This window comes from Ruminobacter amylophilus (assembly GCF_900115655.1).
Classification (GTDB): Bacteria; Pseudomonadota; Gammaproteobacteria; order Enterobacterales; family Succinivibrionaceae; genus Ruminobacter; species Ruminobacter amylophilus.
Genome location: NZ_FOXF01000004.1, coordinates 85,038 through 102,095 on the forward strand (window position 1 = coordinate 85,038; position 17,058 = coordinate 102,095).

The window sequence follows — 17,058 nt, forward strand, 5'->3', positions numbered from 1 at the left end:
CCGTCATACACGGCTTACTTCCGCCTAAACTGAGAGATCCTCTGCCATTTGAAAGCAAGCCTGTTTTCCGCACCGCATTTATGATTTATAGTAGGAAAAGAGGTGGTATCAGATCACTAACCGCAGACTTCGTCATCAGTCATGATTTCCAGAGAAAAATCCTGACGGCTGTGATAAAATACCGCAGTATCACAATTCATATATGTTTTATATGATTTATTTAACCGCATTCAGTTTTTTAAACGGAAATCAGGCTTAGAGATAATGAAAAGTCTTCCGTTTATCATCCGGAGGTTCGCATGACCGAAATAAACATCAGGGCCCGACAGCATACCAGCTGGAAATACATAGGATTCTACATTGCCGCGGTAATTCTGGGCGTTATTGACGGCCTGTACCCTACAGTGGCAGGTATCGGCGTAGCCAAATTCATTTCCGACATCTTTATCAGGATGTTCAGTTTTGTCAGTATTCCCATCATCGGAGTAACCATATGTCTTACCCTGGCAACCCTGGGGGCATCAGCTTCATCAAAGTCACTCTGGAAACGCACTCTGACCTACACCCTTACCACCACCGTGCTGGCGGCATCCGTCGCGGCAGTTCTTTATGCCGTTATCTCTCCGGAAAACTATATCCGTCCGGACACCGGAGATCTGACAATATCGGATGTGGGTCTTGAAGACAAGAAGGAATACATTGAATACTTCGTGAACATTTTCCCTGATAATATTCTGGCTCCTCTTGTCAACGGCAATATTCTGAGCGTACTGCTCATTGCGATTGTAACCGGCATTGCCATCCGCTACATGCGCAATGACGGTCACCGTCAGAGCGTTATCAGCGTACTCAGCGGTTTTCAGGAAATTCTGTTCATCATCATCAAGTGGATCATAACCATTCTGCCTCTGGGCATCTTCGGTTTTATTGCCGTGTGCGTGGAAAAATTCAGCTCCGGCCTGCAGCTTGGCGGACTGGCCTCATACTTTACCGTGGTAGTGGGCGCAAATCTCATTCAGGCCTTTGTGATTCTGCCTCTGTTCCTCATCATCAAGAAAATCAACCCTGTAAAGACCTTTACGGGCATGTTCAACGCCCTGACCGTGGCTTTCTTTTCCAAGTCATCCGCAGCCACCCTGCCGATTACCATGGAATGTGCCGAAAAGAACAACGGCATTAAGCCGAAGGTATCAAGATTTGTACTGCCAATCTGCACCACCATCAACATGAACGGATGTGCGGCCTTCATTCTGACAACCGTTATGTATCTCATGCAAAATGACGGCGCCCAGATAGGACCTACCATGCTCATCATGTGGGTGGGCATCGCCACCCTGGCGGCTGTCGGCAACGCCGGCGTTCCTATGGGATGCTACTTCCTTTCCGCAAGTCTGCTGTCATCCATGGGGGTACCTATTGAGCTTTTAGGTATCATCTTCCCGATTTACGCCCTGCTCGACATGATTGAAACGGCACTCAACGTCTGGTCGGACTCATGCGTGGCCACAGTAGTCAACAGGGATATTGAAAACAGGGAAAAAGCTTCCGGCGGAGAAACCTCAGCCTGAAAAACCTAACCTCTTTTCTTAAAAAACAGGAATCCGAACTTCGGATTCCTGTTCTGACATGAATATCCTGCTTCCGCCGTCAGTCTTCCGAAATTTTCAGTTTTTCCGGCGAACATCCCCCGTACTTGTATTTATTTTAACTAATCAACAGAAAAGCAACGCTTTATATATTAGAATTTTAAATTAGTGGAACTGTTTTTTGTGGAGTCCGGCAATGAAAAGAGCAACCTACATATACTGTCTGACCGCCGTATGTCTTATGTCTTTTTCCGGCAGCGCTGAAGCGTTAACCGTGCACAGCTGTGCCGATACCCTGTACGAATTCGTACAGACCTGCCGTGATGCTGAAACGGAGATCCCTGAAAGCACCCAGAGAAGCATGTACAACAAAGTCGCTGCCAACTGCTTCCCCAACGCCTTTCAGGCAAACAACGGGGCCAACGACACTCAGGCGACTTCCGACTTCAGCAGTTTTTCACAATGTTCAGACATAACAAAGAATAAGCAGAAGTTCCAGTTTGCCAGTTCCGTAAAAACCCAAATTAATATAAATCAGAATATATCCGGAGACCAGCTGTGCAGACTTGCCACGCTTGAACCGAACAAACAGGATAACATGAAAAGACTGAAATCCTTCTGCTATGCTTCGGTGAATAACAGTACGGTACGCACTCAGGCCGAGCGTGTTCACGACATTACTGATTTCTACAAAGACTTCGTAATGCAGGATCCTGATCCGGAAAAGGAACAGTTCAGAAAAGACAATCTGTCCAAAGCAAAGAAGAACTGCGGAAGCACCTTTGAGTATTTTATTGATCCGTCATCAGTTGATTCAAGCGGAACCGTACACCTGTCATCAAACAAAATCAATATTCTGAACAAATACGTTTTCGGAAACAACAGTATCAATTATTATGCAACCAACAGCAGCCCCCAGAGTCCTTCGCTGATACTTATTGCTGAAAATGATATTGTTCTCACCAGAGATACCGGCGATCCGTATCACGGAACTGCCTATTTTATGACTTCCGGCAAGGCTACCATTTCAGGAGTAGTGGACTTTACCGGTGGAATCAACTCCCGCGAGCTCAAAATGACCAATCTCTACTGCAGTGCTTATTTTGGATTAGGTATCCCATGCAGCTCTTCGGATACTTTTGAGGTTACCGGCTCCACTCAGCTGACAGCTTGTGAAGAGGTCGAGCTGGAAGATGACATCCATTTCTCCTACTACCGCGTGTATCTGGAACAGCTTTCAGGCTGCGCACCTACCGTAAGTCTTGTGGTTCAGAACTGTACCCAGGGCGGTTTCTGCGAGGTTCCGACCGAAAATGTCAGCATAAACATCAACGGCAAGGCCTATACAGCCAGCAGTGCAAACGGCTACCGCATCACCTTCGATCATGGTGATCCCGTAACCTATTCCGTAAAACCTTCAGGCGAAAACACCTACCTGTTCTGCGGAACCGACAATACCGCCCTGCTCAGTGAATCATGCAGCTTCACCACCACTGAATGCGTGGAGGGCGCTACCGAGGATCTGGAAAACTACGTCAATTCCATGAACACCTCAGCCATCTACAGCGACACCCTTTCAAGTGACGTCAAATCCGTTGACAGCATAACCCTTACCCTGAAAGGCAATACCGAAGTCACCTTAAAGGATTCGGCAAACAATACATATACCCTGTTCTCAGGCAGGGATCATGAAACCTCCTTTACCGAGGCGAAGGTAACCCTGCCGGTTGAATACGTCAAAACTACCGGCAGCATAATACCTAAATTCAAATTCATGACCACGGTGGATCGCAGCACTCTGTATACTGTCAAGTCAGAACTCAACGTAACAAAGGTAACCATCGTTGCGGGCAAGGAAAAGACATCAAAGGACGTGATTGTCAGAAACTTTAACGAAGGGGAAACACCGGATCAGTATCTGGTAGCCATCCCATACGCCATCTGCTACGATCTGAGAACCTCCCAGGCAACTGAAACCGACAGAGTGAGCACGGTTAAATACAGACCGGTATATGCCAATGCTCCGTACTACCTCAGAGGATATGCCGTCGGCTGTCCTGATTCAGGATGTTCCGGTTCGGTAACCCAGACCAGCCTTAAAAACTTGTGCAGCACTGCCGCCATCGTAAAGATTCCGAAAGCCGGCAATCAGGCAAAAAGCATAGTCTATCCGACAGAGGCCACCAAATCACTGTCTCCGCAGAAGCTCTCTGTCTGGAGCACATCACTTGCGGGCAATACCACCTCCGCATCCAAAACGGCTGACTTTACCGTTTACAGTGACGGTTCCTCAGAAACCGAGTATCTGAACATCGGCTATACCGGCAATCCTGCTCTGACCACCAGGGTTCAGCTGACGGACTCCGGATGGTACAGCCTGTCTGCCCAGCCGGCAGTGAAGCATCAGGCCACCTCTCCTATATCAACCTATTTCTACAGTCCGGTATTTACCGTAATCCCTCAGAAGCTGGCACTCGCCTCTGACAGATTTGTCATCAACGACTTCTACAGGTTCAGAGCGGCCGACGGTTTCAGCTACCGTTCATCAGATGAGGGCATGGTCAGTTTCCTGAAAAACGATGCCCATGCCTACGTAGGTACCGCCACCTGTCCTATGTACTACAACCAGAAGCTGACCATATCAGGATATCTCAACGGCTACGGCTATCAGGGCAAACTGCAGAACAATTTCACCAACGACTTCTTCAGAGTTCCGTCTGAAACCGAGCTCGGATACTCAGGAGCCGTACTCGTAATTCCGCTGGCTCAGTCCGCCACCTCATACGTTGAGGAAAGCAGCCACAATCCATGCGCCAGCACCTCATCATCGGCCTGTTCGGGATATGATGACTTTGTGGCGGGCAAAGGAATTCCTTTCTACACCACCGTTTCAGTTCCCGGAGTGAATACCGAAACCGTAAGACGCAAATCAGCGTCTGAAAAGTTTGCCTACTACAGCCGGCTGAACGCCTGTCTGGCAAACAATGACAGTTATACATTCTCTGAAGGAACTGACTGTGCCGAAACCACATTCACCTGCGGTTCCGGAAATGATTTATGCGTATCAGGAAATACGGTAACCACTGATAATACCGATATTACCGGAGCAAAACTTTCAACCGCTCATCAGGGGTACGCCTCAAAGCTCAGAACCCTTTCAGACTACACGGTTTATCTGGGCAGAATCATGACCGACCACATCGTGGGCCGTGGCACTGTCGAAAGCAGCAATACCGAAAGCAACACGCTGTATTCACCTCTGTTCATCAAGGCCTACACTGATGAAGGGTGGAAGGATGTGAACGACAGCTGTACCGTGCTGTACACTGAGGAGGAGGAACCGTATAAAGCCTCACTGGATTTCAGAGACCTTAAAGGAACCATCACCTATAAGCTCTGCGGAAAACCGCATAACAATACCGCTCCTGACTGCAGTGAAAAACACAGGACATTCAGCAGTGGCTCACTGTGGCTGCAGGCAGTGAAGACCGGCACCGGAGATGCCTACGTAAGCTATATGCTCAAAAACACCTCCGGAGGCGTTTCGGAATCACCTTTCTTCCATCTGGAACATCTTTATGATGCCAATACCTCCAAGGGCTCTTTCAAGTTCAACACCCTTGTAGGCAATAAACGCATCATCGAAAGAAAGATAAACACCGGTTCAAGATAACCCTGCCGAATCAGCATGCCGCTCCATCGTGAGCGGCATTTTTATGAAAGGCACCTGCATGCCCCGATACGTAAAAAACGCCTTTCAATTCTGCTGATCCGTTTTTCACCTAATGAAACGATTTATCAGGCCACGATCATCGGATGTTCGTGCTACAATACGCGGACGGCGGTTTCAGACCGTCGTCTGACACCAGACACCATTCCGTCATCAACAGAGGAGAACCAGCAATGTCAGATTACGGTTATAAGATTCCGGCTCTGAATGACGGAGAAGTCTTTCGTAACGAAATCGTCATCAAAAAAAGCCGTTTCATCACCAGTGCAGGACACACCAGAGGTGTTGCCGAAGCCGAAGCGTTTCTTGCCCGAATCCGTCAGGAATTTGCCGACGCCAGACATAACTGCTACGCATTCAATGCCGGCAAAGGCAACGAAACCGCCTTTATCGGCTGTTCTGACGACGGCGAACCAAAGGGAACCGCAGGCAGACCAATGCTCAACGTTCTCGTTCACTCCGGCATCGGAGAAATCTCCATAGTGGTTACCAGATATTTCGGAGGAATTCTGTTGGGAACCGGAGGGCTCGTGAGAGCATACCAGGACAGCGTAAAGGAAATTCTGACAGCCCTGCCGTTAAAGGATCCTGAAAACCTCGAGGAAATACGCTTTACCGCGGATCTTGCAAGAATGCACATTCTCGAAGAGCTTGTAAGAAAATACGGAGGCAGAGTCATCTCCAGAGATTTTTCCGGCACCTGCTGCACATATACCGTCACGGCTGATGCCGTAAAGGCGGCTTTTCTCAAAAAGGATCTGGAACGCCTTAATCAGACAGCTCAGGTCAGCTGATTTTTCAGGTGTTTCTGAATGCCATATCATCCGGAAACCTTGTATACGGGTTTTCCGGGCTTTTTTTGTTTGAATGCTTAAAATATTAGAGTACTTTTGCCCCTTCTTCAATATTTACATTCCCAACAATTCCGTGAAAAACCATTATTTTTCTATAGAACTTAATCTTATGCGGAGCGAAATACGGATACTCAATTATCCGTATAACGCCGCCTGTTAAAAATAAAAACAACCCTGAACCGGCAGTGCCGGTTCAATCCACTGAGTCTCTTTGTTTTCAACATACAGTAAGACAACTATCACATGATAAAAGTTGATTTTTAACATGAATAATCAGAATATCTTTCAGTACCGCAATAAAAAAGGCGACGCATCCGTGTCGCCTTTTCAAAATATTAAGTTAGTTACTTAACCGAAATCAGATTACTTAACTAAACAGGTTTCGAGACTCCAAACCTGATCTACGTAATCCTGGATTGAACGGTCAGAGTTGAACTTACCCATGGTGATTGAGTTAAGAATTGCAGACTTAGCCCAACCCTTCTTGTTGGCATACATCTTTTCGAGACGTGCATGAGCGTCTGAGTAAGATCTGAAGTCAGCAAGAGCGAGGTAAGTATCACCGCCTTCAAGTAAAGCACGCTTGATGCCGGCTAATTCACCAGGGAATCCTGGAGTGAAGTAGTCGCTGTCTAACCAGTCAAGAGCCTTCTTGATTTCGTGATCTCTGTTGTAGTAATCCCATGGATTGTAGCCGTTAGCCTTAACAGACTTAACTTCATCTACTGAGAGACCGAAGATAGCGTTGTTTTCTTCACCAGCTTCTTCAACGATTTCGATGTTAGCGCCGTCCATGGTACCAAGAGTAATAGCACCATTCATGGCAAGCTTCATGTTACCGGTACCGGAAGCTTCGTAACCTGCAGTAGAAATCTGCTGTGAAACATCAGCTGCAGGGATTAACTTTTCAGCTAAAGATACACGGTAGTTAGGCATGAATACAACCTTGATCTTGCCCTTGATGCGAGCATCGTTGTTAATGCGTTCGCCAACCTTGTTGATAGCGTAGATGATGTCCTTAGCCATCTTGTAGCCAGGAGCAGCCTTAGAACCGAAAATGAATACGTGTGGAGTCATTTCGAGATCTGGGTTTTCAAGTACACGACGGTATAAAGCGAGGATGTACAGTAAGTTTAACTGCTGACGCTTGTATTCGTGTAAACGCTTGATCTGAATGTCGAATAAGGCATTAGGATCAACTTCGATGCCGGTTTCAGCCTTGATTACGGTAGCAAGCTTAACCTTGTTGGCGTGCTTGATAGCCATGAACTTCTTCTGGAAGTCAGCGTTATCGGCATACTTCTTGAGATCCTTTAACTTGTCAAGCTTGGTTACCCATTCATCTGAACCTAAGGTTTCAGTGTAGAGCTTAGCAAGTTCAGGGTTACATGAAAGCATCCAGCGACGTGGAGTTACACCGTTGGTTACGTTGCAGAACTTGTCGTTCCAGATCTGAGCGTATTCAGGGAATAAGTCTTCCTTAACGAGCTTAGAGTGGATTGCGGCAACACCGTTAACCTTGTGTGAACCAACTACGCAGAGGTTGCCCATGCGAACCATGCGGGTTGAACCTTCTTCAATGAGAGAAAGCTTAGCCTTGATGAAATCATTGCCTGGGAATACGCGTTCACATTCGCCTTCGAGGAAGCGACGGTTGATTTCATAGATGATTTCGAGGTGACGTGGCAATACTCTTTCGAAGATGTATACAGGCCACTTTTCGAGAGCTTCCGGTAATAAGGTGTGGTTGGTGTATGAGAATACCTTGTAGCAGATATTCCATGCTTCTTCCCAGCCTAAACCTTCTTCATCCACGAAAATTCTCATTAATTCTGGGATTGCGATAGTTGGGTGAGTATCGTTCAGCTGAACGGCAATCTTGTTAGCGAATTCAGAGTAGTCAACCTTACCGCTTGCAAGAGTGTGAGCACGCTTGTAACGTCTTAAGATATCCTTTAATGAACATGCAGAGAAGAAGTACTGCTGAACTAAACGAAGGATCTTACCGGCTTCGGTAGAATCGTTTGGATATAAAACCTTGGAAATGGTTTCTGCTCTTGCCTTTTCAGCCTGAGCGTCAACGTAACCGCCTGCATTGAATACGTCCCAGTCGAATGATTCAGGAGCCTTTGATTCCCACAGACGTAAAATGTTTACTGTAGTACCGTTGTAACCTACTACAGGGATATCCCAAGGCACACCTTTAATCTTCTGAGCAGGGTGCCATACTTTCTTGAGAGAACCATCTTTTTCAGAGTAGATAGTTTCAACATAACCGCCTAAGGCAACTTCCTGAATTGATTCTGGACGGCAGATTTCCCATGGATTGCCGTATTCACGCCATGAATCAGGACGTTCGATCTGACGGCCGTTGTGGATTTCCTGACGGAAAAGACCGTTTTCGTAATGAATACCGTAACCTAAAGCAGGAAGGTTTAAAGTAGCGAGAGAGTCGATAAAGCAAGCAGCTAAACGACCTAAACCACCGTTACCCAGTGCCATATCAGGTTCTTCTTCGCATAAATCGGTAAGATTGATGCCGAGATCCTTTAAAGCATCTGAACATACGTTGAATAAGTGAAGGTTGTGAAGGTTGTTAGCAGTTAAACGGCCCATCAAGAATTCAGCTGAGAGGTAGTGTACAGCTCTGGTATCTTTGTTTGCGTGGGTCTGCTGAGTCTGAGTAAGACGTTCGTAAACCAGTTCGTTAACAGCTGCACAGGTAGCCTTCCACCATGACTGTTTAGTAGCCTTGTTTTCGCTGGTGCCAAGGGTAGAGTGAAGGTGATGAACAATCTTAGCCTTAAAATCTTCCTTGGTATAATTCAAAGATGCTGAATCAAATGATGATGCAGATGCAGCGTTTGCTGCCTTTTTATTTGCCATAAATTACTATTCCTATTCTACTCGAAATCAACCGAGCTCCAATTTACATCTATAAGATATAAGAAATCACGACCATATCGTATAAATATAACCACGATATGTATGTTAGCTAATGAATGATTAGCATTTTTTGATCTAAATCAATTTTAGTATAAATATGTGGATTATGTATCAAAATTTTTAAAAAGAAAATGTTTTCAAACTCATTTTTTCCATTCGCAATTTTCAAACTTTTTTAACAATTAAAATAATGTGATTTACATCACATTTTTAATTTACCCCGCCCGATCAACCGAATCAGACCATAATATTTCACTTCTTCCGTCGTGATCCGAACCGTCATAACGGCTCAGAATGAGGTCATTATAGTATCCTCATTAATGAGCGGTATCGTATTGTGCGCAAAAGTGACACTCAGTGTACAATTCCGGGATCGCAAATTCAGAAACGGTTCACTCTTCCTTATTATTGATGATTTCTAAAAAAAAAGACGCAGTTCAGACTGATGAACCGCGTCTTATCCTGTTTAACCGGCGGAATGTCCGCCCTTTCTAAAATTATACGCCTGCTTTTGCAAGAGCAGCTGAAACGATTTCCTGAGCTTCCTTCTGGATCTGCTTTAAGTGTTCTTCACTCTTGAAGCTTTCCATGTAGATCTTGTAGATTGATTCAGTACCGCTTGGTCTGGCAGCAAACCAGCCGTTTTCGGTTACAACCTTTAAGCCGCCGATGGCTGCACCGTTGCCTGGAGCTGCAGTCAGCTTGGCAATGATTGGTTCACCTGCGAGAGTTGAAGCTTCAACCAGAGCAGGATCAAGCTTTGAAAGCACTGCCTTCTGCTGAGTATTGGCAGGAGCGTCAACACGGTTGTAGATAGGATCGCCGTACTTGGCCTTGATTTCGTTGTAGAGGGTCTGAGGATCCTTACCGGTTACGGCAAGAATTTCAGCAGCCAGGAGACACATGATGATACCGTCCTTGTCGGTAGTCCATACCTTGCCGTTCTTACGGAGGAATGATGCGCCTGCAGATTCTTCACCGCCGAAACCGTAGGTACCGGTATAAAGACCGTCCACGAACCACTTGAATCCTACCGGAACTTCCTTAAGATCGCGACCGATGCCCTTAACAACTCTGTCGATGATTGAAGAAGAAACCAAAGTCTTGCCTACAGCGGCATCTTTGCTCCAGCCTTCACGGTGAGTGAAGAGGTACTGGATGGCTACGGCGAGGTAGTGGTTAGGATTCATCAGACCGCTCTTGCATACGATACCGTGTCTGTCGTAGTCAGGGTCATTGGCAACGGCGATGTCGAAACGATCCTTGTGGCTGATTAAGCTTGCCATTGCGTACGGGCTTGAGCAGTCCATACGAATCTTGCCGTCACGGTCAAGAGTCATGAAGCTGAAAGTAGGATCAACCTTATAGTTTACGACTTCGATATTGAGACCGTAGGTCTTTGCGATAACGTCCCAGTAATAAACGCCTGAACCGCCTAACGGATCAACACCGATCTTGATACCGGCCTTCTTGATGGCTTCGATATCGATAATGTTGATGAGATCGTCAACATACGGCTGTCTCATGTCAACCTGCTGAACGTTGTCCAGGGTAAGAGCCTTCTGGAAGTCAACTCTCTTTACTTCCTTAAGACCGTTTTCCAGAATTTCGTTGGCGCGGTTTTCAACCCACTTGGTAATGGTGGTGTCGGCAGGACCGCCGTTGGTAGGGTTGTACTTGAAACCGCCGTCGGTTGGAGGATTGTGTGAAGGAGTGATTACGATACCGTCTGCGAGATCAGAGGTTCTGCCTTCATTATAGGTAAGGATGCTGTGAGAAACTACAGGAGTCGGAGTATATCCGAAGTCCTTTTCAAGTCTTACCTGACAGCCGTTTGCTGCCAGAACTTCAACTGCGGTGATAAGAGCAGCTTCAGATAAAGCATGGGTATCCATACCTACGAAAATAGGACCGGTCACGCCTTCCCTGTTACGGTATTCAACAATAGCCTGGCTGATTGCAAGGATATGTGATTCAGTAAAAGCAGAAGTTAAAGAACTGCCACGGTGACCTGAAGTACCGAAAGCTACTCTCTGTTCAGGCTTGCTCATGTCAGGCTTGTTAGCATAGTATGATGCCATTAAACGAGGGATGTTAGTAAGATCTTCCAGTCTGGCTGGTTTACCGGCGTTTGGATTCAGTGCCATATCAAATCCTTAAATAAAAATTTCAGAACTTATATAAACTTATATATAAAATACTATCCGGCAGTTACCTTAAAATGCGAAATATCGGAAACAAACGCAAAATATGTTCTTTATCTGCTCCGGATTACGCCATTATATGATTAAAAAATATCAATATAATTAAACATTTACTGCCGAAACCTTAACTTATGCCGTGAAAATATTTTCACCTCGCTAAATTAAAGTCACTCTATAATCGTGCAATATATCACATTTTAGGCGAAATATAAAAATTTTATTTCCCGGGATCGTAAAAAACATCTCTTTTATGCCTCTTATTTTTTCCGGAACCCCCCCGCGGTACGCTTAACCGTCATAATCAGGCATGATTCCTTCAGTGCATGCTCCGTCATTTTACGGAGCATGATTGAAAACATCTCCGCAGCACTCCGGCAGGACAATAAAAAAGAAGATCATGCCTCTGCATGATCTTCTTTTTTAATGTTTTCTCCAAAGCCTTCCGCTGTCAGCTCACCTGAACTGATTCCGGCAGAACCTGATGTCTGTTATTCATCACCTTTGGCTTTGTTTTCCCAGTAGTTCTGTTCACGGGCATGCGCTTCTTCACGTTCAGCGGAAAGCTTTACCGGCGCCCCCTCGTCTTCCGTAATGAAGTCTCCGGCCGCCTTCGGATAAAGTCTGGCCGCACATTCCTCAAAACAGATCTGCGCCCCTACTCCCACATGATCGGTAAGAACCAGCATGTCTTCCTCTATGGCATCGTCAGACTCGGCGGCATTGGGTTCAGCCACGTCCATTCGGCTGATGTCAACAAGATCATGGATAAACTCGTTAAGATCCTTGCTCAGATGGTTCAGCTGCTTCTGGGTTACGGAGAGTCCCGGCATGAAAGTGCATGCCAGATCCCTTATGTATGCCATTCTGTTTTCAATCTTTTCGTCATCATCCGGAACCAGAACATGGAAGCCTTCACCGCCAAGAAGCTCTTCAAGAGTCTCGGATGCCAGGGTATTTAAAGAGTTGAACAGACTGCCGTCAATTGACATGTCACTGAACACGAACTGTTCCAGAACCTTTTTGAAATTTCCGCTTTTAGAAGTGTTCTTAAGATTTCCGCCGCCGCAGATGAATCCTAAAATAAAGCCGTAAACCTCTGCAGGGCTGACCGGATGACCTGATTTATCAAGATCATTCTTCAAAGCCACATAATCATACTTGGCTGTCATGCCGTAGCTTCCTCCATATAGACAACAATACCTGTAAAACCGCACCGGAATATCCGCCGAAAAAAAACATTCCTGCAGTCCGCAGGCTGCCGGGACTTTCCGATACCGTCTTTAATCAGAAAAACACCGGGTATCTTATCACAATTTGACATTATCCTGAGTTTTTTCGTGACCTGCAGAGGAAAGATTTCCGGAAATCGACACCGTCACGGAGCCTGACAGAGAAAATCAGGAAACCTTCCGCCTCACGGGAAAGTCAGAGCCGGTCCATTCTCCTGACAGTCATTCAAAGGAACACGTCAGATAATTCAGGTTCCTGAAACTTCTTAAAGAAAACCTGCCGTCCTCCGCCTAATTAATCAGAAACTGTTTAAAATGATTTTTCTAAATTATTGCGAATCATCTCACAAAAAAGTATAATGACGATGTCGCGTAAACCGCAGGATCTTTAACCAAACAATAGAGTCAGATACATATGCATCCAATGTTGAACATTGCAGTTCGTGCTGCACGTGCCGCAGGTAACGTTATATCATTAAACTTTGAAGATCATCAGAACGTTTCAGCTGAAGAAAAGAACAAGAACGATCTGGTAACCAATATTGACCGCGAATGCGAAAAGGTTATTAAGGAAGTTTTATTAAAGAGCTACCCAAAACACTGCGTTAAGGGTGAAGAATTCGGCACCGAAGGCAACCCTGAATCAGATCACGTTTGGATCATTGACCCTATTGACGGTACCACCAACTTTGTAAAGGGTATTCCTCATGTTGCAGTATCAATCGGTCTGCGCATCAAGGACGTTACCACAGTTGCCGTGGTTTTTGATCCAATCAGAAATGAATTGTTCACCGCTTCAAAAGGCGACGGCGCACAGCTCAACGGCCGCCGTATCCGTACCGCTCAGGCAAAGACCCTTGACGGTACCATCATTGCAACCTCATTCCCTCACCGCAACCGCAACTATCTGGTTTCATACAAGCAGATGCTGTCAAACGTATTCAACAAGTGTGCCGACATCAGAAGAGCCGGTACCGCCAGCCTTGACCTTGCCTATGTGGCAGCCGGTCGTCTTGACGGTTACTTTGAATTATGTCTGAAGCCTTGGGACTTCTGCGCAGGCGAACTTATCTGCCGTGAAGCTGGTGCCATTGTTACCGATTTCTGCGGCGGCGAAAACATCTACAACTCAGGCAACATTGTCTGCGGTAATCCGCGCATCGTTCAGGCTCTTCTCAAGGAAATCATGCCTGTAGCCGAAAAGCAGAACATCAAGTAACATACAATCGGATTATATAAAACATATACAGAGTCTAATGATTTATTCATACTGTATATAAAACTAATTATTCGATATTTTTTATACAAAAGTTCGGTATCTGTAATGCCGAACTTTTTGTTTGTCTTTTTTGAACTTTGTCAAATTTCTGCCAAAAAATTCCTGCCGTTTGTGAACAGTTATCCATATTTCTGTCTTTTTCAAATCCCCCTGCAAACGTTACCACACAATAAACAGACCGATACAGCTGTTAAATTTTATGCGTTTCATTGTAAATCCCGTGTGAAGACGAAAAGTTAAAATGTGATCGCCTTAAAATTCCTGAAAACGTTTTATGTTATCATTCTCCATACAATAATTATAAAAAAACATTAAAAACACTTAATATAAAAAGTGAAGAAATCAACATAAAAACAAAACATAAGGAATGTCAACATTCCATGCATGAAAAATAATTACCCAATTCAGAAGGAAAATGGATAATGAACTTTAAAAATTCTAACAAGCTTAAAATGCTGGCCCTTGCCATTTCAACCATGGTAACCGCCATGTCAGCCTCCGGTGCCAATGCCGAGTCCTACGAACAGGAAATGGTTATCGTTCACCCGTTCCAGTGGACCTACAACAACATTGCCAGGGAATGTACTGAATATCTCGGGCCGGGCGGTTTTGACGGGGTGCAGATTTCCCAGCCTGCAGAACACATAAACCGCAACGACGTGTGGTGGGCAATCTATCAGCCGGTCAACTTTTACAACTACACCACCATGGAAGGTAATGAATCCGAGCTCAGAGCCATGATCAAGGCCTGTAACGATGCCGGAGTAAAGGTTTTTGCCGACGCTGTTCTCAACCAGAGAGGCGGCGGTTCAGGCACCGGTATCGGCGGCAGCTACTACACGGAATACAGCTATGCCGACGGCTTTGATTCAAGCGACTTCCATACCGGATGTGCCATTACCACCTACGCCGACGCCGGACAGGTACGTTACTGTGCTCTCAACGGCCTTCCTGACCACGCTACCGACAGGGATTCAACCCAGACCAAAATCGCCTACTACCTGGCTAATCTGATGAATATGGGAATCAACGGTTTCCGCATCGATGCCGCCAAGCACATGGGATACACCGACATTGAGTCCATACTTGCCAAGACTGCCAATATCACCGGCAAGCGCCCTCCTGCATACCTTGAGGTTATAGGAGCAGACGGCGAAGCAGCGGACATTCAGCCTGAGAAATACACCTATATAAACAATGCCGTGGTAACCGACTTCGATTACGTAAGACAGATTGCCTCCGCTTTCGGTGACGGCAATTACGGCGAAGCGCTCAGTCTGTCCACCTATCTCGGAAGCAATGCCGAAGTATTCGTAAACAATCACGACAATGAAGCCGGCCGATGTTCTGCGGGAACCTGCTCCATGGGCACTCAGAACAACGTGAACTACCATCTGGCACAGTCATGGATGTCCGTATGGCCTGTAGGTACAGTAAGACAGGTTTATTCCGGTTACTCCTTCACCTATCACGACCAGGGCGGTCCTTTAAGCGCCGCACGCTGTGAAGGCGGCTGGCTGTGTCAGCACCGTGTACCGTACGTGCTCAATGCTCCTAGATTTGCCAGAGCCACCAGAGGCGAAGCCGTAACCTCACAGGGTTATGATGACGGCGTACTCTGGTTCAACCGCGGTGCCAGGGGCTTCTACGCCATGAACACCTCATCTTCTTCCGTAACCCGTACCTTCAACGTCTCAATGTCTGACGGTACCTACTGTGATATTCTCGGAACCTACGATCCTAAGAACACACCTTGCGGATCCGACGTTTCCGTAACCTCAGGCACCGTTACCCTGACCATTCCGGCAAAGTCCGCCATGGCCATCTGCAGCGACGAACAGTGGTGCGGCAAGGTTCCTGATCCGTGCGATTCCAACCCTACCGGCACCGAATGCCTCTGCAAGAATGAAACCACTGACGTTAACGGCTACTGTCTATCCTACTGTCAGGCAAATTCATCAGATGAATACTGCTACTGTCAGCTGAATCCTGATGCTTCCGAATGTCTCAGCGGCACTCAGAACACCAGAATAAATCTCTGCTATGCCGGCACCTCTAACTCATGGGTTCTTGAAAAGATGAAGTATGACGTCAGAACCGGTTACTGGAACCTCAACGTAAGCCTTGACGGTTCAGCAAACCAGCGCTTCAAGGTTGCCGAACACTGCTCATGGGGCGGTACCGTATACGGTTCATCAGGCAATCAGGGACAGCTTGCCGTAAATACCTCAACCACCGGTGACGAATATACCTCACTTACCGGAAACTATGCTCTGAGAATCAGGGATTCAGACATGACCTATGTTATGGACAAGCTGGACAATACCGCACCTGTAGCTGCCTTCACCTACGAAGCTGACAAGCTTTCAGTATCCCTGACCGATGCTTCAACCGATGCGGAAAATGATGCTCTGACCTACTACTGGAATTTCGGCAACGGCACCTCATCAACTGAAAAGAATCCTTCAGTAACCTACGATGAAGCCGGTACCTATGTAATCGCTCTTACCGTAACCGACGCCAGGGGCGCTGCAAGCCGCACCGTATCACAGTCAGTTACCGTTAGCGACAGAACCGTAATCGACCAGACCAGGGGAAGTCTCTGCTATGCAGGTACCTCAAACAGCTGGACATTTGACCAGATGACCTACAACGAATCAACCGGCTACTGGACAGTCACCGTAAATCTTGACGGTTCAGCCAGCCAGAGATTCAAGGTTGTGGACGGCTGTTCATGGAGCGGAAGCACCATTTACGGTTCATCAGGAGTTGCCGGACAGCTCACCGTAAACACTTCCACCTCAGGTGACGAATATACTTCTCTCTCAGGTATCTATACCTTAAAGGTAAAGGATGCTGACATGAGCTACTCATTCGAAAACGTACAGTAACAGGAGGTTATAAAAGTTTTCCGGTCAAACCACCTGACCGGAAAACATCGGACACTGATTATCTTTTATCGGAAAAATCAGTGTTCTGAACATAAGTATCCGGATATGCCGAATCACCGGCATTTATTCTTCAGTTCAGGTCATTCCGAATAATCTGGAATTCTCATAAAATCCCGTCCGCGACAGTCTTTTCATGCGGTTTTCCGTAATCAGCGTTCACTGATTCTTAAGACTTTAATAACTTTTAACGGAAGTTTTCAGGTTGAATTCCGGCTGTTGTCCGTTCCCGCAGAATCCCGCAGAAACTGAAAGCTCATAATATGGAAAAAGCGGGCAGCC

The 17,058-nt window shown here is 46.3% G+C and carries 8 protein-coding genes; 5 read left to right on the forward strand and 3 right to left on the reverse strand.

The window, feature by feature from the left end:
* The first annotated feature begins 299 nt into the window (after positions 1-299).
* The 3 genes from BMY80_RS02010 to BMY80_RS02020 all read left to right on the forward strand — a co-directional run bounded on the left by BMY80_RS02010 (position 300) and on the right by BMY80_RS02020 (position 6,110).
* Positions 300-1,568 carry a dicarboxylate/amino acid:cation symporter gene (locus BMY80_RS02010; RefSeq protein ID WP_093140500.1) on the forward strand — a complete coding sequence of 423 codons (1,269 nt, stop codon included), beginning with the start codon at positions 300-302 and terminating at the stop codon, positions 1,566-1,568.
* Positions 1,569-1,782: 214 nt separating this feature from the next.
* Positions 1,783-5,259: a hypothetical protein gene (locus BMY80_RS02015; RefSeq protein WP_093140503.1), complete on the forward strand. Its 3,477-nt coding sequence runs from the start codon at positions 1,783-1,785 to the stop codon at positions 5,257-5,259.
* A gap of 230 nt (positions 5,260-5,489) precedes the next feature.
* A complete protein-coding gene (locus BMY80_RS02020) occupies positions 5,490-6,110 on the forward strand; it encodes a YigZ family protein (protein ID WP_031578875.1) in 621 nt (206 codons plus the stop codon).
* Positions 6,111-6,533: 423 nt separating this feature from the next.
* Here the strand turns inward: BMY80_RS02020 and BMY80_RS02025 are convergent, their stop codons facing one another.
* From BMY80_RS02025 to BMY80_RS02035, 3 genes are all read right to left on the reverse strand, one after another.
* The gene (locus BMY80_RS02025; protein ID WP_093140506.1) at positions 6,534-9,056 is read right to left on the reverse strand and encodes a glycogen/starch/alpha-glucan phosphorylase; all 2,523 of its coding nucleotides are present in this window, start codon (positions 9,054-9,056) and stop codon (positions 6,534-6,536) included.
* 557 nt (positions 9,057-9,613) lie between these two features.
* Positions 9,614-11,263, reverse strand: a complete 1,650-nt coding sequence (pgm, locus tag BMY80_RS02030; RefSeq protein ID WP_031579321.1) for a phosphoglucomutase (alpha-D-glucose-1,6-bisphosphate-dependent) — start codon at positions 11,261-11,263, stop codon at positions 9,614-9,616.
* A 545-nt stretch (positions 11,264-11,808) separates the two neighbouring features.
* Positions 11,809-12,489, reverse strand: coding sequence for a UPF0149 family protein (locus tag BMY80_RS02035; protein ID WP_093140509.1), 681 nt, complete (start codon positions 12,487-12,489; stop codon positions 11,809-11,811).
* 475 nt (positions 12,490-12,964) lie between these two features.
* Between BMY80_RS02035 and suhB the strand changes: the two genes are divergently transcribed.
* Both suhB and BMY80_RS02045 read left to right on the forward strand, forming a co-directional pair.
* The gene (suhB, locus tag BMY80_RS02040; protein WP_031579323.1) at positions 12,965-13,768 is read left to right on the forward strand and encodes an inositol-1-monophosphatase; all 804 of its coding nucleotides are present in this window, start codon (positions 12,965-12,967) and stop codon (positions 13,766-13,768) included.
* A 482-nt stretch (positions 13,769-14,250) separates the two neighbouring features.
* On the forward strand, positions 14,251-16,719 hold the full coding sequence (locus tag BMY80_RS02045) for a PKD domain-containing protein (protein WP_093140512.1): 2,469 nt from the start codon (positions 14,251-14,253) through the stop codon (positions 16,717-16,719).
* Positions 16,720-17,058: the final 339 nt, after the last annotated feature.